The 25,263-nt window shown below is 35.2% G+C and carries 21 protein-coding genes; 8 read left to right on the plus strand and 13 right to left on the minus strand.

Translation table 11 applies throughout. From position 1 onward, the window contains the following. From FWJ34_RS04175 to FWJ34_RS04195, 5 genes are all read right to left on the minus strand, one after another. Positions 1–1,505, minus strand: a 1,505-nt coding sequence (locus tag FWJ34_RS04175; protein WP_308254071.1) for a dynamin family protein, incomplete at its 3' end; no start/stop codon positions are given. Between the two features lie 299 nt (positions 1,506–1,804). Continuing rightward, a complete protein-coding gene (locus FWJ34_RS04180; protein WP_308254072.1) occupies positions 1,805–3,097 on the minus strand; it encodes a Glu/Leu/Phe/Val dehydrogenase in 1,293 nt (430 codons plus the stop codon). A gap of 159 nt (positions 3,098–3,256) precedes the next feature. Beyond that, positions 3,257–4,723 carry a pitrilysin family protein gene (locus FWJ34_RS04185; RefSeq protein WP_308254073.1) on the minus strand — a complete coding sequence of 489 codons (1,467 nt, stop codon included), beginning with the start codon at positions 4,721–4,723 and terminating at the stop codon, positions 3,257–3,259. 71 nt (positions 4,724–4,794) lie between these two features. Next, positions 4,795–5,448, minus strand: a complete 654-nt coding sequence (locus FWJ34_RS04190) for a phosphate ABC transporter permease (protein ID WP_308254074.1) — start codon at positions 5,446–5,448, stop codon at positions 4,795–4,797. Between the two features lie 136 nt (positions 5,449–5,584). After that, a complete protein-coding gene (locus FWJ34_RS04195) occupies positions 5,585–7,474 on the minus strand; it encodes a DNA-directed RNA polymerase subunit gamma (RefSeq protein ID WP_308254075.1) in 1,890 nt (629 codons plus the stop codon). A 264-nt stretch (positions 7,475–7,738) separates the two neighbouring features. Between FWJ34_RS04195 and FWJ34_RS04200 the strand changes: the two genes are divergently transcribed. From FWJ34_RS04200 to FWJ34_RS04210, 3 genes are all read left to right on the plus strand, one after another. Next, a complete protein-coding gene (locus FWJ34_RS04200; RefSeq protein ID WP_308254076.1) occupies positions 7,739–10,240 on the plus strand; it encodes a DNA topoisomerase (ATP-hydrolyzing) in 2,502 nt (833 codons plus the stop codon). A 104-nt stretch (positions 10,241–10,344) separates the two neighbouring features. Then, positions 10,345–11,076, plus strand: a complete 732-nt coding sequence (locus tag FWJ34_RS04205) for a RibD family protein (RefSeq protein WP_308254077.1) — start codon at positions 10,345–10,347, stop codon at positions 11,074–11,076. 118 nt (positions 11,077–11,194) lie between these two features. After that, the gene (locus FWJ34_RS04210; RefSeq protein ID WP_308254078.1) at positions 11,195–12,424 is read left to right on the plus strand and encodes a methionine gamma-lyase family protein; all 1,230 of its coding nucleotides are present in this window, start codon (positions 11,195–11,197) and stop codon (positions 12,422–12,424) included. On the opposite strand, the gene FWJ34_RS04215 is transcribed toward FWJ34_RS04210, so the two are convergent. The 3 genes from FWJ34_RS04215 to FWJ34_RS04225 all read right to left on the minus strand — a co-directional run bounded on the left by FWJ34_RS04215 (position 12,421) and on the right by FWJ34_RS04225 (position 14,105). Continuing rightward, on the minus strand, positions 12,421–12,690 hold the full coding sequence (locus FWJ34_RS04215) for a response regulator transcription factor (protein WP_308254079.1): 270 nt from the start codon (positions 12,688–12,690) through the stop codon (positions 12,421–12,423). The two genes, FWJ34_RS04210 and FWJ34_RS04215, sit on opposite strands and share 4 nt — an antisense overlap. 204 nt (positions 12,691–12,894) lie before the next feature. Next, positions 12,895–13,308 carry a DUF202 domain-containing protein gene (locus tag FWJ34_RS04220; protein ID WP_308254080.1) on the minus strand — a complete coding sequence of 138 codons (414 nt, stop codon included), beginning with the start codon at positions 13,306–13,308 and terminating at the stop codon, positions 12,895–12,897. A gap of 92 nt (positions 13,309–13,400) precedes the next feature. Further along, entirely contained in the window at positions 13,401–14,105 is a 705-nt protein-coding gene (locus FWJ34_RS04225) for a cadmium resistance transporter (RefSeq protein ID WP_308254081.1), read from the minus strand. A gap of 269 nt (positions 14,106–14,374) precedes the next feature. On the opposite strand from FWJ34_RS04225, the gene FWJ34_RS04230 reads away from it, so the two are divergent. The 3 genes from FWJ34_RS04230 to FWJ34_RS04240 all read left to right on the plus strand — a co-directional run bounded on the left by FWJ34_RS04230 (position 14,375) and on the right by FWJ34_RS04240 (position 16,904). Next, positions 14,375–14,956, plus strand: coding sequence for a Crp/Fnr family transcriptional regulator (locus tag FWJ34_RS04230; protein ID WP_308254082.1), 582 nt, complete (start codon positions 14,375–14,377; stop codon positions 14,954–14,956). Between the two features lie 79 nt (positions 14,957–15,035). Beyond that, positions 15,036–15,653 (plus strand): hypothetical protein, encoded by a 618-nt coding sequence (locus FWJ34_RS04235; protein ID WP_308254083.1) that lies wholly within the window; start codon positions 15,036–15,038, stop codon positions 15,651–15,653. Between the two features lie 318 nt (positions 15,654–15,971). Continuing rightward, complete coding sequence (locus tag FWJ34_RS04240; protein ID WP_308254084.1) at positions 15,972–16,904, plus strand: LysR substrate-binding domain-containing protein; 933 nt, start codon at positions 15,972–15,974, stop codon at positions 16,902–16,904. Positions 16,905–17,179: 275 nt separating this feature from the next. Here FWJ34_RS04240 and FWJ34_RS04245 read toward each other — a convergent pair whose 3' ends face one another. Further along, the gene (locus FWJ34_RS04245) at positions 17,180–18,664 is read right to left on the minus strand and encodes an FAD/NAD(P)-binding protein (RefSeq protein WP_308254085.1); all 1,485 of its coding nucleotides are present in this window, start codon (positions 18,662–18,664) and stop codon (positions 17,180–17,182) included. A gap of 380 nt (positions 18,665–19,044) precedes the next feature. On the opposite strand from FWJ34_RS04245, the gene cysK reads away from it, so the two are divergent. Next, positions 19,045–20,022 carry a cysteine synthase A gene (gene cysK, locus FWJ34_RS04250; protein WP_396231643.1) on the plus strand — a complete coding sequence of 326 codons (978 nt, stop codon included), beginning with the start codon at positions 19,045–19,047 and terminating at the stop codon, positions 20,020–20,022. A 62-nt stretch (positions 20,023–20,084) separates the two neighbouring features. On the opposite strand, the gene cysW is transcribed toward cysK, so the two are convergent. The 4 genes from cysW to FWJ34_RS04270 all read right to left on the minus strand — a co-directional run bounded on the left by cysW (position 20,085) and on the right by FWJ34_RS04270 (position 24,271). Continuing rightward, positions 20,085–20,900, minus strand: a complete 816-nt coding sequence (gene cysW / locus FWJ34_RS04255; protein ID WP_308254086.1) for a sulfate ABC transporter permease subunit CysW — start codon at positions 20,898–20,900, stop codon at positions 20,085–20,087. 95 nt (positions 20,901–20,995) lie between these two features. Then, positions 20,996–21,889: a sulfate ABC transporter permease subunit CysT gene (cysT, locus tag FWJ34_RS04260; RefSeq protein WP_308254087.1), complete on the minus strand. Its 894-nt coding sequence runs from the start codon at positions 21,887–21,889 to the stop codon at positions 20,996–20,998. Between the two features lie 3 nt (positions 21,890–21,892). After that, positions 21,893–22,906 (minus strand): sulfate ABC transporter substrate-binding protein, encoded by a 1,014-nt coding sequence (locus FWJ34_RS04265; protein WP_308254088.1) that lies wholly within the window; start codon positions 22,904–22,906, stop codon positions 21,893–21,895. A 147-nt stretch (positions 22,907–23,053) separates the two neighbouring features. Next, positions 23,054–24,271: an aliphatic sulfonate ABC transporter substrate-binding protein gene (locus FWJ34_RS04270; protein ID WP_308254089.1), complete on the minus strand. Its 1,218-nt coding sequence runs from the start codon at positions 24,269–24,271 to the stop codon at positions 23,054–23,056. Positions 24,272–24,480: 209 nt separating this feature from the next. On the opposite strand from FWJ34_RS04270, the gene FWJ34_RS04275 reads away from it, so the two are divergent. Next, positions 24,481–25,149 carry a cadmium resistance transporter gene (locus FWJ34_RS04275; RefSeq protein WP_308254090.1) on the plus strand — a complete coding sequence of 223 codons (669 nt, stop codon included), beginning with the start codon at positions 24,481–24,483 and terminating at the stop codon, positions 25,147–25,149. Positions 25,150–25,263: the final 114 nt, after the last annotated feature.

Consider the following 25,263-nt stretch of genomic DNA (forward strand, 5'->3'; position numbering starts at 1 on the left):
GATTGAAGCTGTGGATTTTTTATAATCTCCAGAAAAGAGTTAGTAATTTCTCTATTACTTTTTTCTAAATTTTCTACATTAATTTTTATGGAATCTCGAATTTTAGCAAGATTTGTTTTAGCAGATTTGATTTTCTTTTTATCTTGAAGTTGACGTATTTCTGTTAGAATACTTACTTGTGAGATTAAACTATCAAGGTTATCAAAAACAGGTTTTAAAATTGGCACGATAACTACAGAAGAAAAAGATTCTTTTAATCTTAACCTGATACATTCCCATAAGGCTTCACCACCGCTCCAATTAATAGTATAAATTGATAGTTGTTGCATTGTTTCATCATCAATTTTTCCATTTCTTTTGACAGATTTTTTTATATCACTCAACCAATCATCCAAGTCATAATAAAATTGACAAGCCAATATTAAATCGGCTAAATATTTAACAGACGAAATAGTCCAAAATTTGATTGAAAAATTATTAAAATTAACGTCTATTTTTTCCTCAATAAAATTAGCACAATCTTTAAAAAGTGATTTAAGTAATTGCAAACGAACTTCTGGGGTAACATTAGAGCTAGTATGTAAAAGATTTGTACCCCATGCACATTGAGCATAATATAACAGACGGGCATTGAAAGGGATAATATCAGGCAATGATGGAAGATTTAAGTGCTCTTGAATTTCCATTTTTAACTGTTGTAAACGCTCATCAAGAGGTTTATCATCTGCTCCCCTTTGATCAACTCGGTTTAAAATAAAAATCATGGAATCCGTGCGCCCTTGTAGATATTCAACGACTTTTTTTAATTCCGTTAATAACTTTTGACGGTGTTGCTCATCTACCCGCATATAATCTAAGGCAACTAAACTAAAAGCTCTACCCACCAAAGGCTGAAGAATCGCTAAATTTGTTTTATCTTGTACCGATTTAAGTCCGGGTAAGTCCAAAAACTCAACATTAATCCCCTCTGGTAATCCCGATAAACTAGCATCACAGGCAGGAAGTAAAGGAATATGGGCGGTTATTTGAGGAGCGATATATTCTTTCTTTTTCCTTGCTTCATGATAGCTGTGCATAGCCATTTGAATGCGACTATAAAGATCATTATCGCTTATATTTGTCCATTCTCCCGTTTCCCAGACGGATTCTTCTGTGGCTTCGATGACTAATTTTCTTTCGTGGGAATGGGTTAAAGTTAGCACTCCGCCACTCATTTCTCCTGCTTCGATGGGGGCAATTCTACGCCCCATTAAGGCATTGACGATGGTAGATTTACCCGAAGAAGTCGTGCCAATGGTAGCGATGCGAAAGGTAGGATTAGCAAGGCGTTGGGTGGCTTCTTCGTAAGCTTGTTGAAAATCCTGTAAACGAGTTTTAATGGCTTCATCACCGAAAACATCGGGGGATAAGTTAACTAATTCGCTAACGGCATTACCTAACCTTTGCAGATTTTCTCTGGCTTGGTTTAGTTGCGCTTGAATATCTGGGGATTGTGGTTTTTCCATGGGGTAGAGTGTGAAAACACTGTGATAATTTTTCCTTCTATCTAATTATCAGTAGCATTTTCTGAATTTATGCAAAATTTAATAATATTTTATAAAGTTACAATTATGTTGAATAAATCATGGCATATTATTGTTTAGTTATTACTCAGTCATCCTGAAAAAATTGATCAAACTCTGAAAAACCCATCGAGCCTCTCAAAAAAGGATTACGAAGGGATCGGCTACGCAGTACGCACTCTTAGAAATCGATCAAGATAAATTTGCCCGCTTACTTATTCCTGATTCCTGATTCTTCATTCCTAATGGCTTACAGCCCGATAATAGTCTCTTGTGCCTTTTGCTGACATTGCCTCATTTAAACGATGAAGAGCGTGAATATAAGCAGAAGTACGCATATTAACGGCAAATTCTTGAGAAATACGCCAAACTGCTTCCGTTTCCTCAATCATTCTTACTTTTAATCTTTCTTGAACTTCCGTTAAACTCCAATATAAACCGTTACGATTTTGTACCCATTCTAAATAACTAACGGTAACTCCTCCGGCATTAACTAAAATATCAGGGAAAACATGAATACCTTTAGCATCTAAAATAGCATCGGCGGAAGATGTAATCGGACCATTTGCGACTTCAAAAATAAATTTTGCCTTAACCTCAGAGGCATTTTTTTCTGTAATTTGTTTTTCTAAAGCCGCAGGAATTAAGACATCGACATCAAGGGTTAATAATTGTTCATTAGTAATAACTTCATGCTCAATAATATTACAAACGCTATCTTTACAATAAACTCCTGTAACGGTGGGATGATTTAGTTTATATTGACGAATACTAGGTATATCTAAACCTTGTACGGCATAAATACCTCCTTGAGAGTCACTGACGGCAACGACTTTATAACCAGCTTTATGTAACAATTCTGCAATTTCTGCTCCTGCATTACCGAACCCTTGTACTGCGATCGTAGTTTTTTCTTTGATTTGTCCAAATTTAGGCAAGATTGTATTAATAACGTGAAACGCTCCTGTCGCAGTTGCTATATCCCTACCTTGACTTCCTCCCATCGTTAAAGGTTTACCTGTGACAACCCCGGGAGAAATGCGACGACGAATGATGCTATATTGATCCATCATCCAACCCATAATCATCTCATTAGTATAAACATCAGGTGCTAAAATATCTATATCAGGACCAATAAAATCGGCGATCGCCTCAATGTAACCTCGGCTTAATCTTTCTAATTCTGCTTTAGATAATTCTTTGGGGTTAACAGTAATACCACCTTTTGCACCACCAAAGGGAAGATTCAATAAAGCACATTTAAAAGTCATCCAAAAAGCTAAGGATTGTACCTCATCGAGAGATACAGAAGGATGATAACGAACTCCACCTTTACCTGGTCCTCTAGTATCATCATATCTTACTCGATAACCTTGAAAAATCCGTAATGAACCGTCATCCATACGCACGGGAATTGAAACACTGAGACTAGCTTTAGGATATTTGAGTCTTTCACTAGCATCCTCAGAAATTGATACATATTTCAATGCCTGTTCTAATCTAACACTAGCATCAGCTAATAAAGATTGAGACATAATTTTAATTCTCTAAAACTCTTTTGTACTATTTTTATTTAACCATTTTGGGAGATCAAAAAATAAGAGATTTATTGAATATGCTTTACTACTTTATTTAGTATCATTATAGTTAGCTAAAATTATATTTATAATAAACTTGACGATAAGTTAAATTTGCTAACTGGAAAATTCAGGAATTGTTACATCAACACTGATAATTTTTTGGTGAAGATTAGCTAAATCTTGTTTGACAACTTCTTTATTTCCTACCACTAAAGTTACTATTTTCTCAGGGTGTAAATATTCTTGTGCAACTCTTAATACATCCTCAATGGTGGTATTTTTGACCGCCTTTTGATATTTAAAAATAAAGTCATTAGGATAGCCAAAATATTCGTAAGTCATTAAACGGGATAGAGTTTGAGAAGGATCTTGAAATTGAAATACAAAAGAATTTAGGATTGAATCTTTGGCATAGTTTAACTCTTCCTCAGTAATAGGTTGTGTCCGTAAACGCTCAATTTCAGCTATCATGGAGGTGATAAATTGGGCAGTAGTTTCACTTTTTGTTTGCCCTCCCGCCACAAAGACTCCGGGATAATCATAATTACCCCTCCAGACACCATACACTGAATAAGCCAAGCCTTGAGTTGAGCGAATTTCATTGTATAATCTACCGCCAAAACCGTTTAAAATACCGTTAATAACGCTTAAAGTGCCATAATTAGGATCATCTAATTTACCGCTTAAATGACCTAATAAAATATTACTTTGAGTTAATTGAGGTTGATCAACGATATAAATTCCGCCTATTTTTTCTTGTTTAACAGAAGTAATTTCTGCAGGAGAATAAGGATTTTTTACTTGCCAATTTCCAAAGGTTTTTGCGATTAATGACTTCATTTGTGTTCTGTCAAAATCTCCTACTATTCCTAAGATAATATTTTCAGGACGAATATAATTACTATAAAATTTAACTAAATCTTCACGACTAATATTATTTAACGTTTTATATTCAATAGTATTGGCATAAGGGCTATTATCACCATAAATTAATTTAGCAAATTCTCGACCGGCTATTTGTCCGGGATCATCATTTCTTCTGGCGATCGCACCTTGATATTTAGTTAATTGTAAGTTAAATTGTTGCTCATCAAATATGGGATTTTGTAAAACTTCAGCAAAAAGAGAAAAAACGGTATCTAAATCATAACTGAGAGAGGTAAAACTAGCACTACCTGAAGCAGTGTCAATGGAGGTTTCAATAGCAGAGGCTTTTTGTTCTAAAATAGAGTTTAATTGTTCAGGAGTATGATTTTTTGTGCCTCCAAGACGGATTAAATCCCCGGTTAAATCTCCTAAACCAACTTGAGAGGAAGGATCAAATCTTGTACCGGTGCGAATGATAGCATTACCACTAATTAAAGGTAATCTTCGATCTTCCATCAAATAAATTACCATGCCATTACTGAGTTGATAACGCTCATATTCTGGTAATTTAATTTCAGGTAAAGGGGGATATTTTAAATTTTTATAACTTGGCGGAATATCAGCAAAAGCGACATTATGAGTAGTAATTATTAGAGCAATAGTTATCAAACTAAATCCTAGCCATTGCCATATTTTTTTAAATTTTATATTCATAATTAATAACGAAATAGATTAATTTTAAAACAATAAGTGAGTCGTAAATAAACTAATTTTATAATACTTTCTTAACGCCCATAAATTTTCATTAATTGTAATCTTAAATCTAAGAAAATATCCCGGCGAATATAAGGATACTCTCCTAACCAAAGTTTATGACGGGGAATATAAACATCAGTAATTTGTACGATACTGATAAAATCAGGATCATTGGATAATAATAATCCTTCTACTGCTTGTCCTCGATTAACTACTTTATGAATTCTTTGTCTTGGGGTGGTAATGGTGGCACGAAATCCAGTTTTATCACCTATTTCAATATTAAATAATTTACGACGATTTTCTACAATAATAGCCCTACCTAACTTATCAATGGCTGATTCTTGATTAATTAATTCTTCTGTCAAATAAACATCTAAAACCTTACCACGCCAAAAACTAATATAACGATAACGACGAAATTTCCCATTTCGAACACTTGCCCAATATATCGGACTCCAAAGCCAATATAAACCCATAATCACTCTAAAGATTAAGGATACATTATCCCCTGATCTGCCAAAAAAAGATCCTAATAACCAAAAAAATAACACTCCCACAAGGGAAATAAATAAATTTTTTAATAAGGTGGATAAATTCGCCCAATAGTGACTATATTGACTTCCCGTAGCGATAGCAGGAATCAAGTCTTTAATAGCTTCTTGTTTGAGTGGAATCAACATAATAATTAGCAATTAGGAATTAGAAATTAGAAATTATTAACTATTATTCATTAGCTGGAAAATTTATTTTACTGGGGTTTTGAATTCCTGTGCTGAATCTAAGTATTACTTATTACTTATTCCTCACTTCCCATTCCTAATAAGCTAAATCGAAATCTAACGCCTCAATAATGGTTTTATTATAGATAATGCGTCCGGGTGTAGTGTATATATATTGAGCAATTTGTTCACCTTCAGCGGTTTCGCGCACTTTACGCCCTTGATAATATTTCCAAACACTACCATCGCTTAAAGTTTCCTCTTTTTCAAGTATATTATCTCCTTTCCCTGTTTGTACTTCACCTTCAAAACGTACCCATATATAAGCGTGTAAATCTACAAGTTTTTGTTCATAAGCTCGTAAAGCATCATCAAGATTACTATAGTAGTTACCTGCTCCTTTGGTTGCTTTGGGATTTTCGGCGGTTAAATAATAACAACCTAAAACCATATCTTGAGAAGGTGCAATAATCGGTTTTCCTGTGGCAGGAGAAAGGATATTATGACAAGCCATCATCAATAAACGAGCTTCTGATTGTGCTTCAATTGAAAGAGGAACGTGTACAGCCATTTGGTCTCCGTCAAAGTCAGCGTTAAAAGGAGGACATACTAAAGGATGTAATTGTATAGCTCGTCCTTCTACTAATACGGGTTCAAAAGCCTGAATACCAAGACGGTGTAGGGTAGGCGCACGGTTTAATAAGACGGGGTGGCCTGCGATAACTTCTTCTAATACTTTCCAAATACTAGGATCAGCTTTTTGGATCATTTTCTTCGCCGCTTTGATGTTATTAACGATACCTAAACGAATTAAACGGTTAATGACAAAAGGTTGGAAAAGTTCGATGGCCATTTCTCTAGGTAAACCACATTGATATATTTGTAAATTTGGTCCGACTACAATAACCGAACGTCCAGAGTAATCAACACGTTTACCCAGTAAGTTTTGACGAAAACGCCCTTGTTTACCTTCGATAATATCTGATAAAGATTTCAAGGGGCGACTATTTCCACCAACTACGGTACGCCCTCTTCTACCATTATCAATTAAAGCATCAACAGCTTCTTGTAACATCCGCTTTTCATTACGGATAATAATTTCAGGGGCGAGAATTTCTTGTAAACGATTTAAACGATTATTTCTGTTAATTACACGACGGTATAAATCGTTAAGATCTGAAGTAGCAAAACGTCCACCATCTAATTGTACCATCGGACGTAAATCAGGTGGGATCACAGGAATAACACTTAAAACCATCCATTCTGGTTTAGAACCCGTAGCGATAAAATTATCAATTAAGCGTAATCTTTTAATTAATTTTGCTCTTTTTTGCCCTTTACTATTAACAATTTCTTCCCTTAATTTTTCGGCTTCTTCTTCAAGTTGTATTTCTTGTAAAAGACGCTCAACGGCTTCAGCACCAATACCAACTTCAATGCCTTCTAACTCTGAGTCTTCTGCATAGATTTGTTCTTCAATTTCCATCCACTGATCTTCTGATAGTAATTGACGATAACTCAAGTTAGTAGCATTGCCTGGGTCAAGAACTACATGGGAGTTAAAATAAACTACTTGTTCAACATCCCTCAAAGGCATATCTAACAAAATGCTCAAATAACTGGGAATACCTTTCAAGTACCAAACATGAGTTACTGGTGCCGCTAATTTAATATAACCCATGCGATGACGACGAACTCTCGACTCCGTTACTTCTACACCACAACGCTCACAGACAATCCCTCTATGACGTACTCTTTTATATTTCCCACACCAACATTCCCAATCTTTAGAAGGACCAAAAATTTTTTCACAGAATAACCCGTCCATTTCTGGTTTTAGGGTACGATAGTTAATGGTTTCTGGAGTGGTAACTTCACCTACCACAATGCCGTTAGGTAGTGTTCTTTGTCCCCATTCACGAATACGTTCAGGGGATGCGATGCCAATTTTAACGTAGTCGAACTGTCTTTCTTGTTGATGATTCATGCTATTTCCGCGCTTACTCAACCCTTTAATTATATTTTGTTAGCTATAATTTTTGTCTGCAATTATTAGTCGCAAAGATCCATAATATCACTTTTTAGGTTTTAAGGTTGAATAAGACCAACAAAAATGTGATCGCCCTTTATAAATAATAAGTACAATTAAGAAAAAATTTACAAAAAAAATAATTCAGAAAGACCAACTTCTTTGCTAATCTCTAAAACATAGCTCATTACGTTAGTTTATTAAGATTAAGTAATAATACTCATGGTACAACAATTAAATTTATTAAGTCAAGGTCAAATTATTCCTATTGCGTTACATACTGAAATGGAGCGATCATACTTGGAATATGCCATGAGTGTTATTGTAGGTCGTGCTTTGCCTGATGTCAGAGACGGTTTAAAACCTGTTCATAGGCGAATTTTATATGCTATGTATGAATTAGGGTTAAGTCCTGATCGACCTTTTAGAAAGTGTGCTAGGGTAGTAGGAGATGTATTAGGAAAATATCATCCTCACGGAGATCAAGCCGTATATGATGCGATGGTACGCTTGGTACAAGATTTTTCTAGTCGTTATCCTTTATTATCAGGTCATGGTAATTTTGTCAGTGTAGATAATGATCCTTCGGCAGCAATGCGTTATACTGAAACTAGATTGGCGGGCAGTTCCATTAAGTCAATGTTGGAGGAAGTTAACGAGTCAACGGTAGATTTTACCAGTAATTTTGATAATTCTCAACAAGAGCCTGTTGTTTTACCAGCTAAATTGCCTATTTTACTGTTAAATGGTTGTTCTGGTATCGCAGTAGGTATGGCCACAAATATACCACCTCATAATTTAAACGAAATTATTGACGGTTTAATTGCCTTGATTGATCAACCAGATTTAAAGGATGATAAGTTATTAGAGTTGATACCTGGTCCTGATTTTCCCACAGGGGGGGAGATTATAGATATAACTGGCATTAAAGAAGCCTATTTGACAGGTAAAGGTATTATTCCGATGCGAGGTGTTGCCACTATTGAAATTTTGAAATCTCAGAAAAAACGTAGTCGAGAAAAAACGGCAATTATTGTGAGGGAGTTACCTTTTCAAGTTAATAAGGCGGCATGGATTGAAAAAGTTGCTGAATTAGTTAACTTAGGTAAAATTAACGACATTTCTGATATTCGAGACGAAAGTGATCGTAGTGGTATTCGAGTTGTAATTGAATTAAAGAAAGAAGCACAACCGCAAAATGTCCTAAATCAACTGTATAAACAAACGGCTTTGCAAAGTAATTTTGGGGTAATTATGTTGGGTTTAGTTAATAATAAACCTTGTCAATTATCTCTTAAACAAATGTTAGAGGAATTTTTAGAATTTAGAGAAATTACTTTAAATAGACAATTTAAGTATGAATTAACAGAAAAACAAGAAAAGTTGCATTTATTAGAAGGGTTATTAATTGCTTTAAAAAATATAAAAAAAGTGATCGAAATTTTAGCTAATTCTGCGGATGGAAGTACGGCAAAAGTTACTCTTATAGAAAAATTAAATATTAGTGACTCTCAAGCTAATTCCATTTTAGCTATGCCTTTAAGGCGCATCACGGGGTTAGAAAAGCAAAAACTGGAGGAAGAAGTTTCAACTTTACAAGGGAGGATTAGTCAGTTACAAATATTATTAGCAGATAGAAAAGAGTTATTAAAAGCCTTAAAGAAAGAATTACGCAGTTTTAAACGTAAATTTGGAGACGATCGTCGTACTAAAATCCTTTATCCTATTGTTACTGAGGTGGAAAAGGTGAAGGAAAAGAAAACTATAGTTAAATCCAGTGAAACAGAATCTTTACCCTTAATAGTTACCCAAGAGTTACCAACGGATGCAGTAGTACAAATTACTGCTAAAGGGAAAATTTATTGGCAACCACAAAGGGCAATTGAAAAAATCCCTATAGTTAAAAAAACTACTGATTTAATCGTTTATCAGGCATTAATTGCAAAACAAGAACAAATTATTGCTTTTTTTGACAGTGGCAAAGCCTATCCTATCTCTACTGCTGAAATTCCTGCTTTTCCTACGAAACAGACTATTGAAAGATTGGTGTCAAATAGTGCTATGCAAAATAATTATCAACCGATTAATTATCTATGTCTCCATCCTGATAAGCAAAATTCGGCGTTACTGTTGTTAACTCAAGGAGGTTTTCTGAAACGAGTTAGCCTGAAAGAATTAGACGGCATTGGTAACAGAGGTTTTCAACTGATTAAATTGAAGCCCAAGGATAAATTAAAATATATTTTTTCTATTAATGAAGGTGAAGAATTGGCGATCGCCACTAGCGGTGGAAGAATTTTACATTATAATATCACAGATCAAAATATACCGATCATGGGAAAAGCAGCCCAAGGTAGTTTAGGAATCAAATTAAGATATGGAGAAGAAATTATTGGTTGTTTAGGAGTAAAAAATAAGAGTAATTTGGTATTAATTTCTAAATTAGGTTATGGCAAAATAATTCCTATTAATACCATTCGTAAAATTACTATAGGGGAAATTGGTACTCAAGGTTTTCGATTTAAACAAAAAGAAGATAATTTACAATCAATTTTATTAGCTGATAACTGTCAAAATATTGTGGTTAAAACGAATCTTGATCAGCGTTATGTGATTGATATTAATAAATTAGCCTCTAATCAAGGAGAAAATTCAGAAAAAGTTATGGTTAAATTGCAACCAAATGAGATGATAACTTTAGCCTTAACTTGGCATTATTTATAGTATTTTTTTAGATTAATACTATTTTATAGTATTTTAAAATTTTAAATAGATATAATGTGGGCAATGCCCACCCTACGGAAAATTACAAATAACATCAATTACAAGTGTTGGAAAAATTACCTCATCTCACAGCGATCATTGCCATCAGTGTTGATGGTAAAATTAGTGATGCGACTAATAGTCCTGCTAGATTTAGCAGTAAAATGGATTTAGATCATTTAGAAAGACAAATTTCTCTCCTTGATGCTATCATTTTTGGAGGAAATACAATACGTGCCTATGGTACAAGTTTAGTGATCAAAAATCCTGAATTATTAAATCAAAGACGAGCAAATAATCAACCTTTTCAACCGTTAAATATAGTTTGTTCTGCGTCTGGTAATATTAACCCTGAAATGCGTTTTTTTTCTCAATGTTTACCTCGTGGTTTATTAACTACTAATGAAGGTTTATTAAATTGGCAAGAAAAAGTTAAGGATTATAATCAGCAAAAAAGTCAAGAAAAAGATAATTATTTTCAAGATTTTTTTATAAGTAATAATCCTCTTAATTGGCAGGAAATATTAAAAGAGTTATGGGCTTTAAATTATAAAAAAATAGGAATTTTAGGAGGAAGTCAATTAATATCCTCACTTTTGGCTGAAAATTTAATTGATGAGTTATGGTTAACAATTTGCCCTTTAATTATTGGTAAAAAATTAGCACTAAGTTTTTTAGATCCTAATTTATTCGCAAATCTAAAGTTACCTATTAACTTAAAATTATTAGAAGTAAAACAAGTAGATGAAGAAATTTTTTTACACTATCTAATTTTAAATAATGATAAATACGAGTAAACTAAACTTTGCGTCTTTGCGTCTTTGCGAGAAAAAACAATAACTATTTAAAACAACAGAAGATAACAAAAGTTAAATAATTGCCCAAAACTGAGAAAAACTTAAAAAAAATATAGATATGAATATTGATTTACTAATAGAAGAAGCCGAGAAAAAACTATTACCAACTTTTGCTAACATTGATCAACAAGTCAAACAACATTTACAAAAAATTCTCTTTGCTTTTCGAGATAATCGAGTAGGAGTTCATCATTTTTCTAGTGTAACTGGTTATGGTCATGATGACTTAGGTAGAGAAGTTTTAGACAAGGTTTACGCTCAAATTTTTCAGGCTGAAAGTGCGGCTGTTAGAGTACAATTTGTTTCTGGTACTCATGCGATCGCTTCTTGTCTATATGGAATACTACGACCCGGAGATGAAATGTTAGCTATAGCAGGGCATCCTTATGATACTTTAGAAGAAGTAATTGGAGTACGCAGCGAGGGACAAGGTTCACTACAAGAATTTGGAATAAGTTATCGAGAATTAGATTTAACTGCTGATGGTGGTATTGATTGGGATGGTTTAACTACAGCTATTCAACCTGAAACAAAATTGGTCTTAATTCAGCGATCGTGTGGTTATTCATGGCGATCAAGTTTGAGCATAGCAGACATTGAGGGAATTGTCAAGGAAGTTAAGAGACAAAATCCTGAAACAGTGTGTTTTGTAGATAACTGTTACGGTGAATTTATCGAAAATCTTGAGCCAACGGCGGTAGGAGTAGATTTAATGGCAGGATCATTAATTAAAAATCCTGGTGGTACAATAGTTACGGCAGGGGGTTATGTGGCAGGAAAAGAAGATTTAGTGGAAAAAGCCTGTTGTCGTCTCACTGCCCCAGGTATAGGTAGTAGTGGAGGGGCAACTTTTGAGCAAAATCGTCTCTTATTTCAAGGGTTATTTTTAGCCCCCCAAATGGTTGCTGAAGCTATCAAGGGTAGTCATCTTATTGCCTATGTTTTTTCGGAGTTAGGTTATGAAGTCAATCCTTTACCTTTTATTCCCCGAAGGGATATTATTCAAGGGGTAAAACTACGCAATCCTGATAAATTAGTAGCTTTTTGCCGTGCTATTCAACGTAACTCACCAGTAGGATCTTATTTAGATCCCATACCTGCACCAATGCCTGGTTATGAAAGTAATTTAGTCATGGCGGGAGGAACTTTTATTGATGGTAGCACATCAGAATTTTCTGCTGATGGCCCTTTAAGAGAACCTTATATTGTATTCTGCCAAGGTGGTACTCATTGGACTCATACGGCGATCGCCATAACCGAAGCGGTAAAAGCAATTATTGCTGATTAAGGAGAATCAGAAGGGCTAGGTAAAACACAACAGTTAATTTCATCAAGGCAAATTTTTCCCCATTGTAAAGCCCAACGGACTAATTCCACTCGATTATCAGTTTTTGTTTTTGTGAGAATATTACTGATATGATTATCTACAGTTCTTTTGCTGATCTCCAATTTTTGAGCAATATCATGATTGGTTAATCCAGTGGCGACTAATTCTAATATTTCTAATTCTCGTTGAGAGAGAGATGTTGATTCTGTTATTTTGCCACTACTCATAAGTCTTTTGTACCAAGTAAATTTGCTTATAGTTTCTCATTTCATTCTAACTAAAAGTGTCAGAGAAAAATATTTAATTTGACTTAGCAGAAATTAGTAAAAAAGAGTAAACCTAACCGATAAAATTTTTTTCGATTCAAATGAAAAGTTATTTCCCCATTATCAATAGATAATTACAATTTTATAATAGATTGTTTTATCACACTACATAATTAATATATCACTGGGATCGGCTGGGGTGGTAAACACAAAATAAATAATCCCCGATCCTAAAAGTGTAATCGCCAAACTGAACAAAATGACCCATCGATCTGGTGGTTCATAAGTATCTTCCTCGATGTCTCGACGCACGACAAAGTATTGTACTGTGGAGAGTAAAACCGTTAATAAACCCACTAAAGAAAAAACTAACCCCATTTTCCAGCCTAAACCGGGGCGAGGTAATTCGGGAGGATGAAAGGCACGAAGTCTTAAAATTACTACCCCAAATCCCATTAAGCTGACAGCAGTACGCATCCAAGCTAAATAAGTACGTTCGTTCGCTAAGTGATCTCTGGTACGAGAGGGGTTGAGTTTTTTGGCATTAGCTGAGGTTTCTTTGGTTGATTTAAAAAGCATATTTTTTTCTCGCAAAGGCGCAAAGACGCAAAGGGTTTTGTGTGATTTTTTTTTGTAAGTTGAAGGTAGCAAAGGATTTTTGTCTTTAAATCCTAAATTTTTCTGCTTTCTTCTTCGGTAAGTCGATTTTGTTCTAAATTTACTGCCCAAAGGTAGCTAACAATTAAGGCTAGAGATGATAACCAGAGGTTTTCTTGCACTATATATACTCCTAAGCCAATTAAGACACAGGGTACTAAAGTGTTTCCGTAACTATTTAGTAATCGCTCGATGGAACTGACATTAGTCAATTTATAGGCAATAAAACACCATACCGCTACTAATAATAAAAATGTTACCACCGTTATTAATAATCCTTGTACTGTACTACTGGCAAATAAGGGAAAATATACACTGATATTATCACTACCGTTGGCGATCGTTACTGCCGCTACTCCATAGGTTTGGGGTGACAAAATACGGGTTAACCAGTTCGATTTATCTTGACTAATCACAATATTGTCATCGTCTTTATCTTCCTCTTCTTGCTCCTTCAAAAGGTAGCTAATACCCAAAATCACGGGAATAATCCCTAAATATTTTAAGAGGTGAGTAGGAATCAGAAAATTACCGAAAAACCCTGGTAAACTCGCTAAAACCAACAAAATAAACCCTAAATATTGACCAATTACAATCTGCCGACGACGAAATAATACATTCACCTGCGCAAAAAATAAAGTCAAAATCATGATGTCATCTAAGTTGGTAACGGTAAAAGTAGCGATCGCCTTAATCATGGCTGTTATAAAATCGGTCATATCTATTTTTTCCTCTATAAAAATCAAGAATTATTTTATTCTTACCTTCACTTTAGAAGTCATGACCTATAAAAATCAAACGCTTTTTTTTGTTCAATCCATAAATAAAAATGATAACTAAATAAGCTCAATTGCATATAGTGAGTATTTAGGGGCAAAAATCATACTCAAAATAATGCAATCATAAAAAAAATAAAGATGAAATTAGATACATTTTAAAATAAAATGTGGCAAAATGGAAGTCCTAGATCAAAAAAAGGTGTAACGATATGACAGCTACCCCACTACGAAACTTGATTGCCCTATCAGGGTTAAAACAATTCCCCTCCCCTCAAACTTTTTATGTGAGACGTTCTTTTTTACCTATGGGTAGAGATTGTTATTGGCAAATTAACTCAGGAGTAGTGCGCACTTACAGTTGGCTAGATGATGGTTCGATAGTCGTTTATGGTTTATGGGGAGAAGGAGACATTATTTCCCCTTTACTGGCTAAATCAGACTTACAGATGGAATGTATGACAGATGTAAAAGTATCCTCTCTTTCCCTCGATCGTCTGATAGAAGTTAATCAAGCTCTCATCAATCAAACAAAAGAGTTACAAGAATTAATCAATATTAAACAATATCGCCCTGTCAACACAGCCTTGATCAAATTATTAAAATGGTTAAGTAATAAATTTGGTCATCGCACCCACAATGGTATTTTAATTGACCTACGGCTAACCCACCAACAAATAGCCGAAACTCTTGGCACAACTAGGGTAACGGTTACTCGTCTTCTCACCATCTTTGAACATCAAGGCAAGATTGATCGAACATCCAACGGCAAAATTATCATAAAAAACAATTGAAAAAATGTTTAAAAACAAGTAAAATCAATATTTAATTGCTCTAAAAATAAAATAGAGCTTATTTCATCAGGAGAAAATCATGAAAAAAGTCAAAATTTGGCTTATCAGTCTGCTTTGTATTGTTACCCTTTTCATCGCTAGTCCAGCTTTAGCAGATAGAATTGCCAAAAAAAGTCCCGATTACCCTGTAGTGGTGGAAAACCTCAACCAACTTTTAACCATTAAGGCAGATCCACAACAAACAGAGTACACACCTGAAGCTCTAACTCAGGAAATAAGCAAATTAGAATTTCAGAAATATGTGTTAGAAACCGCAGAAGATTGGGGGATTTGCCGTAATGAAACAGGAAAAAATCTCGCCATTTACGCTCGTAATCCAAAAAAAGGCACTCCTACCTCTATCTTTTATCTAGGAAATGGACAAGAAACTGATGATAACTGGGATTGTGAAGGAGTTTATATTCCCAATGATCGCTTAGTAGCTTCTTTAGAACTTCCTAGTGGACAACCCTCTGTAGTCCAAATTCTTGATGGTACAAGTTTAACCATTAGTGCAAATCCTGACACGGGCGAATTATCGTTAGATGTACCCTCCGCCCTTGTGGAAGTAGTAGATCCAGCAAATACAACATTAACTATTCCCAATATCACTCAAGCAGAAGTGGATGCACAAATAGCTAATGCACCCATTGATTAAATTCCATTGAAAATATAGCGAAAAATGTAGGGTGGGCGATGCCCACCGCCTCCCTATAGGTAATTTTTAAAATCTGGATTTGTATAAATTCTCTTGCTTAAACCTTCATCTAAAAACCGTTTTTCATCTTTGCGTCTTTGCGCCTTTGCGAGAGGAAAAATTAACCATAAAAATATAGCAATTCTATTTGAGTCATAAGAATGTGTTCCCTCCAACTTCCCTTTATTTAAGGGGGACTTTAATTTAAAATTCTCACCAATAATTTAAGAGAAGGGATTTTATCCCTTTTTTTTGCGATTTTTGTTAAAAAAATAAACTATGGCACAAATGACATTAGATCAGTTACGAGTATTTTTAACAGTCGCTGAATATTTGCATTTTACTCGTGCTGCTGATGCTTTATATATCACTCAACCTGCGGTTAGTGCGGCGATTCATAATTTAGAAACAGAATATGGAATAAAATTATTTCACCGTTTAGGTAGAAGAATTGAACTAACAGAAGCAGGCCAATTATTATGTATAGAAGCTCGAAAAATTTTAGAACAAGTTGCTTTAACAGAAAGGGCATTAAAAGAGTTAAGTAATTTACAAAGAGGAGAATTAAAATTAGGTTCTAGTTTAACTATTGGTAATTATTGGTTGCCGGAAAAAATTAGTCAATTTCAATGTCATTATCCTAATATAAATATTAATTGTACCCTTGCTAATAGTGAAGAAATTTGTTTAGGTACGGAGGCAGGAAAATTTGATTTAGGCTTAATTGAAGGAGGCGTAAAAGCAGATTTAAAAGAAGTTTTATATCAGGAAAAAATCGGTAGTGATCGACTTTTAATCGTGGTGGGAAAACAACACCCTTGGTTTAATTTAGAGAGTGTAAAATTAAGCGATTTATACAATACAGACTGGATTATGAGAGAGCCAGGTTCAGGCACACAACAAAGATTAGAAGAAGCTTTGATTCAGTGGGGCATTGTACCAGAAAAACTAAAAACTACTTTAATTTTTAATACTGGTGAAATGATTAAAGCCGTTTTAGAAAATAGTCAAACGGCGGCAGGAATATCGGAATTAATGGTCAAAAAAGAGATTAAATTAGGTACTTTAAAAGCTATAAAAATTTACCACGATCGAGGTAAAAAATATCAAGAATTAGAAATGACTCGACCATTTTTGAAGATTAAACATAAAGAGAGATTTCAAACAAAAGTTGCTCAAGTTTTTGAAAAATTACTATCTTTAACAGAGTAAATATACAGATCAATCCTTTGGGCAAGGGAAGGCAAGGGGTTTAAACCTCTTGTTAATGTCAATAGCATCATGGCTACTGCTATAGAACCTATTTGATATTTACGCCTGTAACCCAAATAACAAAAGGCTTTGACGAGATTAAAGTATTTCTTCTGAAATCATTATTATGTAACCATTCTAAAAAAGATACCAAATGGGTTCTATATAATAGGGACAGTTTCAGCTGTTATGATAAGCCTTAAAAGGCTCACTACTAACCAGAGTTTCTTCATACATTAAGCAATTTTAGATAATATCTGTCTTAAAGATGGAGTCGTGATTAATTCTACTTTGGGGATTTCTAAGTCTGCTATGATATTTTCTGCTAATGTTTGGGCTTGTCGTCTTAATTCTGGAATGGCGGTAGTTTCCCACAAGTCTCCACGACGGGGAGTGCCGATAGTATATAATAAACGAGAAATTTGACCTTGAGCATCGATAATTCTACCCTGCGCATCGGTATCAATACCTAAACCTAATTTATTCAGGCGAATTAATCCTTGTACTTGTAGATTATTAATCAAGGGATGAGATAAACTATGATAATTATTGATGCCTCGGCAATGGATCACTCGATCGACTAAAATAACGGTATCCTCACTTTGATAACGGGGGCGAATGATGACTTTGGTTTTATCCCTTTCCAGTTGATAGTCTTTAATTCTTCCGGCACTGATAGTTAATTGTCCCGATTTTAACTTAGCACGAATAATTTCACCAATATTAGGGGCAATACGATGACGGTGAACATCCCAATAGGAGACAAGATGACGTAAAAACCGTTTTTGCTCAGTTTTCGGTAATTTTTGCCATAGTTGTTGAGTTATAGGGCGTAATGAATCAATGATCGATCGCCAATCATAACCTAAACCCTGGGCTTTTCTGATTTCACTACGAATGAGTTTAGATAATTTAAGGATATTAAGGGGGAGATTTTCTAGTGTAAATAAAGGTGGGTGAGAGGAGGTTGTTTTATGAATTTGGGGAGATAAACCTCGACGGGAAACCGCATAAATTTTTCCTAGATGATTGCGGCTATGTAAAGAAGCCACAATATCTGCCATAGTTAAACCTGTACCCATTAATAATATATCAGCATGAGGATTAATATTATCTAAAGCCGAACCAGACCAAGCATTGTAAAAGTTGTTATGATTATCTTGAGCAGGATTGGAAGGAGAATTACCGATGGCTAAAATAACCTTATCTGCTTGAAAATTTGTGTCATTATCAAGAGAAATTAAAAACTCTTGGTTAATTTTTTCTATGGCAATTACTTCATGATTTAACCTTTCTAAGTCAACATTATTTTTGCCGTTGTTTTGGGCTTCTTCAAGAATCGATTGAATATATAAACCGTAAACTTGACGAGGGATAAAAGTGCGATGGGATACAGGAGTTGGCAGTAAATCTTGCAGAGAATGGGAGTTAGACTCTAGCCAACGAAGTAAATTATCGGAATCATCGGGGAAAGCACTCATCTTACCCACTGGAACATTTAGTAAATCTGTATTCTCTTTACTAGAGTAGGCAACGCCCTTAGCAAATTCTGAATTACGATCGATCAATTTAATTTTCAGAGGTTGAGAAGAATTTCTCAATAAATGAGTAGCAATTAATGAACCACTAAAACCGGCACCGACAATGGCAACGGTAGGGATGTGAGAATTAGAGACAACACGAGCATTAAATATATTTTGTCTGTGTATCTGATTTTTCATTTCTGTTACCTTTTTGTTTATAAAGATTAGACTTCTAGTAAAAAATATTTTTAATTAGTTCGTAGTAAGGGCTTTAGCCCTCATTTTCCTAATTATTAGAGGAGGCTATCATATTTATTAAAACACAATTTTAATTGTATGTTAAAACATTTTAATTTGTTTTTTATTTATTGTCCACTGAATTTATAAACATTTTTCAGAAATACGGGCAAGATGCTTATTTTACGGTGATTAAGATTAAGGGATACAGGCAAGATGGCTGTTTTACAACGACTATAAATCAAGAAATATAAAGAAATTTTAAAAATAATCGATTATTTTTTTTGCTTCAAATGAAAATGCTTTAGAATTGTATGTGAAGAACAAAAAGAGTAACTCTGATGACTAAATGGTATGAAGATAATAGCCTTTCTATAGGCAAAACTCCCCTTATACGTTTAAATCGTTTAGCTAGGGGTAGCAATACCACTATTTTGGCGAAAATCGAAGGGCGTAACCCCGCTTACTCGGTAAAATGCCGTCTTGGTGCTGCTTTAATTTGGGATGCGGAAGAACGAGGTTTACTAGGCGAAGGAAAAGAAATAGTCGAACCGACTAGCGGAAATACTGGTATTGCCTTAGCTTTTGTTGCTGCTGCTAAAGGTATTCCCCTTACTTTAACTATGCCTGAAACTATGAGTTTAGAAAGACGTAAACTGTTACAGGTTTATGGTGCTAATCTGGTGTTAACCGAAGGTAGTAAGGGTATGGTAGGAGCGATCGCCAAAGCGGGAGAAATAGCTAATTCCAATCCTGATAAGTACGTTTTATTGCAACAATTTCGCAATCCAGCCAATCCCCGTATTCACGAAACTACTACAGGTCCAGAAATTTGGGATGATACAGAGGGTGCGATCGATGTTTTAGTGTCAGGAGTAGGCACTGGTGGCACCATTACCGGAGTTTCCCGTTATATCAAAAAAACGAAGGGTAAAGCTATTGAAAGTATTGCCGTTGAGCCTGAAAATAGCCCTGTGATTACTCAAACGTTAACAGGGCAAACCGTCAAATCTGGGCCCCATAAAATACAGGGCATCGGTGCAGGATTCGTGCCTGAAGTACTCGACTTATCATTAGTTGATAGAGTAGAGAGAGTGTCTAATGAAGAGGCCATTTTATACGCTCAAAAATTAGCCAAAGAAGAAGGTATATTATCGGGAATCTCTAGTGGTGCGGCGGCCGCAGTTGCCGTGAGGTTAGCTGAAAAACCTGAATATCAGGATAAAATCATTGTGGTTATTTTACCAGATTCTGGAGAGCGTTATCTGAGTTCTGTCCTATTTGAAGGAGTCTTCGATGAACAAGGATTAGCGGCATGATAATCAAAGATTCTGTCACGGATTATCAATGGGCTTTATTACGCTATGAGAATTGAGAGAAATTAATGATTTTGTAAACGCCGTAAAACCTCTTGGGATATTACTGTTAATAAAGTAATTAAAGTAAGTAAAGATGCACTACCAAAAGCTGCTACACTTTCATAATTGCTGTAGGTTTGTTCGATGTGTAAAGTTAAAGTGTTAGTTGTGCCAATAATTTTACCTGACACCACCGCAACCGCCCCAAATTCCCCTAACGCTCTGGCAGTGCATAAAATAACGCCGTATAATACCGCCCAATTAATATTTGGTAAAATGACTTGCCAAAAAACCTGCCAAGGAGATGCCCCCAATATAATAGCACTCTCCTCTTGATCCACTTCTAAGTTTTCAAGGGCGGGTAAAACTTCCCTCACCACAAAAGGCACAGTAATTGAGGTTGTCACTAAAATCATACTAGGTAATGCAAAAAGTATTTTCAGGTTTAATCCTACCACTAGAGGTTTAAAAACGCTGTCGATGGGATTAAATAACAGTACAAACATTAACCCCACAATGACGGGGGAAATAGTTAAGGGTAAATCAATTATGCCTAATAGCACTTGTTTGCCTCGAAAATTTTGTCTTGCTAATACCCAAGCGGCAACTAAACCAAAAACGGTGTTTAAAGGTACGGCAACTACCGTAATAATCAGGCTTAACATCAAAGCGTGTCGGGCTTCTGGGGTAGTAATTCCTTGCCAGTAACCTTTAATACCTTCCTGAAAGGCTTCGTAAAAAATATTAATGAGGGGGAACAATACCACAAGGGCTAAAAATCCTAAACCGATGACTATTAATAAGTATTTTCCCCATTCATAAGATTTTTTTTTCACCATATTTTGAATATAATTAATTTTCACAATAATACATTATATCAATGTGGGCAATGCCCACCCTACATTTTTCTACATTTTTCATACTTCAGTCTAGCTTAGGAAATCTCTAGGGTATTATCACTATATCGGTTACTCCAACGTTGTAAAATACCTGCACAGACAAGAAGTATCAGAGCGAAGATTAAGAGGACGATCGCCACTGCTGTTGCCCCGGCAAAATCAAATTGCTCTAAACGTTGATAGATATAGACTGTTGCCATTAAAGTTTCATTGGGAATGTTGCCAGAAATGAGAAATACTACCCCAAATTCGCCAATACCTCTAGCTAAAGCAAGGCTAAAACCTGTTAATAAAGCAGGTAATATCTGGGGAAAAATTACTTTCCAAAAACATTGCCAAGGAGTCGCCCCTAAAATCATCGCCGCTTCTTCTATTTCTTGATCGAATTCTGTTAATACTGGTTGAACAGTTCTAACTACAAAGGGAAGGGTAACGAAAATTTGAGCTAATAAAATACCAATCAAGGAAGAAGTTAAATTCACTTCCTCAATGCCGAATATTTGCAAAAACTGCCCAAAAAAACTGTCAGGCTCGAAAAATTGCCCAAGGCTTCCTGCAGGAGAATAAAGAGAAATCAGAGTAATGCCCACTACCACCCCTGGAATGGCAAGGGGAATATCAATTAATCCGTTAGCAAATTGTTTGCCCGGAAAGTCATAACGAACCAAAATCCAAGCTAAAATTAGTCCGAATACACTGTTAATTAAAGCCGCTAACAAGGCACTACCAAAGGTTAATTTATAGGCATCGAGCGCAACATCAGAGGTAATTAAGGGAAAAACATCTTGTATGGGTTGTTGGCTTAATTTCCAAAATAAAGCACTTAATGGCAAGATAATTATTACACCCACATAGAGAAAAATTAATCCCCTTAAAAACAGTTGATAACGGATTAGGGCTTGTAGTTTAGTAATGAAATAGAAAATCATTATTTATTTAGCGGCTTGTAATGCTTGATCGAACAATGCACCATCATCGAATAATTTTTTATTGACAGAAGTCCATCCCCCGAAATCATTAATATTATAAATTTTGGAAACCTTCAAAAAGTCTTTTTCGTTAGCTTTTCTGATTTGCTCATTAATGGGGCGATAACCTGCTTGAGCGTAAATTGTTTGGGCTTTGGGAGTAAATAAAAACTTGGTAAATTCTTCTGCGACTTTGCGTGTGCCTCGTTTATCGACAACTGCATCTATAACAGTAACGGGAAAATCAACTCTCAGATTGGGAGAAGGTGCAACATAGGGAAAATCTTTAGGAATGGCATCATTGGTAAAAATAATCTCATTTTCAAAATTGATTACCACATCTCCTACTCTATTTTTAACAAAAGTGTCTGTTGCTTCCCTACCTGAGTTAACTAAATTCTTGATATTTTTGACAAAAGCGAAAAAATATTTATTTGCTTCTGCTTCCCCTTTTGTTTTGAGAGTTGCCCCGTAACCTGCTAAAGCACCCCAACGGGCATTTCCTGAAGTTTTAGGATTAATTGCCACAACCTGCACATCGGAGCGAGTTAAATCTTGCCATGTTTTGATATTTTTGGGATTATCGGGACGAGTAATTAATACCATTACACTACTAACAGGACTGGCACCATTAGGTAAACGCTTACTCCAATTAGGATTCACTAATTTTTTTTCTACCAAAGGGGTAATAAAATCTTGGAGATTTTGAGCTAGAATATCCGCTTCTAATCCTCCTAATATGGCTCTAGTTTGAGCGGCGGATGCACCGTAAGATTCTTTAAAAGTAACATCTTGTCCTGTTTTTGCCTTCCATTCTTTCTGAAATTCGGGGATTAACTTGGAAAATACAGGTTTTGCTACCGCATAGCTAACCAGAGTTAATTCTACTGTTTTTGGTTTTTGTTGTGCGATCGCAGGTAAGGCAAATTGAGCTCCTAATCCTGCTAATCCCAACAATACATGACGTCGTTTCAACATTTTCTTAATTTTCCTCTTAAAGATTAGTAATGGGTAATACAATAAAAATATTCAACAGCCATTAACCGTTTTCTAAAACATTTTAGATTGAAATGAAAAAAAAGTAAATATAGTTTTGTTTGATTTACACTTTAAATTTGGTATCTCTTACCAATAAGTCCAGTTTTGCTTGGTAATCAGGCTATAAGTGCCGTCTCTGACGTTAATTCGTTCGGGGATTAGTCTTAAATCTCGAAAGATATTTGCTTGATCTTGTAATGCTTTCAAGGTTGGTTCGTCTAGGGGAATAATCGCTCTTTCAATACTTCTTTTTTGTAATTCTGTTAAAATACTTGCATCGAGTTCGTGATGATTGACTAATCTTTGGGCAGTTTCTAACTCTTGTTTTTTTGCCCATGCCCCGGCTTCGTTCACTTCTTCTAAAATAGTTTTGAGTATGTCGGGATAGTCTCGCACTAATTCGGGAATCGCATAATATAATGTCGGAACTTCTAAGGAGGCTCGATGGCCGAAAATCGTTTCTAAATCAGCGATACAACGTCCTGGATAAGCACTACGCATCTCGGTTAAGGTGTAAGGAACCCATACTACCCAAGCATCGATTTCTCCTCGTCTAAAAAGGGGTAAGGCTTCAGGTTGGGTAAGATAAATTGGCTCAATGTCACTGTATTGTAAACCGACTTTTTCTAAGGCTTTAATGATGAGGTAGTGGGCGCTTGAACCTTGATCGAAGGCGACTTTTTTACCTTTCAAGTCTGCTAAGGTTTTAATGGGGGAGTCTTCTAATACAAGGATAGCTTGTCCTTTGGGTATAGTATATTTATCTCGTGCTACTCTAACAAAACAATGTTCAGCGGCTTGGGAAAAAATACTGGCTGTGCCTCCTCCGCCACAAAAGTCGATCGAACCGTTACTTAGGGCTTCAATTAAAGAAGAAGCAGAGAGAAAACTTGACCAAGTTATAGTAACGCCTAAAGGTTCAAAATATCTTTCAAGATAGCCTTGTTGTTTTAATACTTCTAAGTTTGTCATGCCTTCGGGATAACCCATTTTGATTTGTTTTAATTTTTTGGCTTCTTTGGAGGCGTAAAGACTTGTGTCACCGTTGGAACGTTTATAAACAATACGATCAAGCAATATTGCAAACAAAATGCCCCCGATAAATAAACCCACAGTTTCCCAGATACGGCGGTTAGTGTTTTTATGGAGGGGAAAAGTTTTCGATGGGACAGTGTTACTTTGACCCTTGGGTAAGATTTCTCTATTTAAAAGTAATTCCCTCCCCAGACATAATAGTAATTCTAAGCACATTTGTTGGAGCGTTCGATATTTTTTTAGCCTTAACCCAAAGAAAAAAATCATCATAACAATACAGTTTCAAAAACAAGAAAGATAGTTTGAATATTTATCCCATTTTCATTATAATTGGAATGCAAATAAATCTCAATCGCAAGAAAAAGTAACTCAAAAATTCTCGACTTAGAGAAATGTAGTAAAACAGGTATCTTGCCTGTATCAAAGCATCCGCGCCTGTATCGTAATTTTTTTCAGCACTATAAACAAAGGAAATTAGAATGGATTGGTTATTTGTCACCTTAAAAATTGCCTTCGCCACTGCGATCGCCACTACATTTGACGATAACATTTATTTAACGGGTTTTTTCAGTAAAGTAAATCGAACTTTTCGCCCGAAACATATTATTGTGGGGGAGTTAATTGGTTTTTCCGTTTTAGTAGCGGTGAGTTTAATCGGTTTTGTCATTGGATTAGTTTTGGAATCCAATATTATTGGCTTATTAGGTATTTTTCCCATTCTGATTGGCTTAAATAACCTCCGAGAAATTTTACTTAACCGAGACGAATCCACTATAGATATATCTATCAATCAAAAGAAAAATGCCCGATATAGGGGTTTTGAATCCCGTCGTTTATCCCTCAGACAAGTATTAAGAGACAAACAAACCTATCAAGTGTCGGCAGTGACAATTTCTAACGGTGGTAATAATTTAGGGATTTATATTCCCCTTTTCGCTAATAGCAGTTTTCCCAGTTTGATAGTGATAATTTTGGTGTGTTATTTTTTTATCTGTACATGGTTATTTTTATCCTATAATCTCACTCGTCAACCCAGTATTGCGATCGTTTTGAGTCGTTATGCCAGTAAACTATTTCCCTTTGTACTAATGTGGTTAGGATTGCGCATTATCATTGATAACGAATCCTATAAATTATTTCTTCCCTAAGTTGATAGTAAAGGCTTTAGTCGTAATAGTTGAGTTAAAATAATATTGATCCTTCTCAATGGCACATGGTTAATTCAAATGAAACATCCCCTCTGCGATAAAGAAGAATTTGCT

This window comes from Geminocystis sp. GBBB08, from assembly GCF_016743215.1.
Taxonomy (GTDB): domain Bacteria; phylum Cyanobacteriota; class Cyanobacteriia; order Cyanobacteriales; family Cyanobacteriaceae; genus Geminocystis.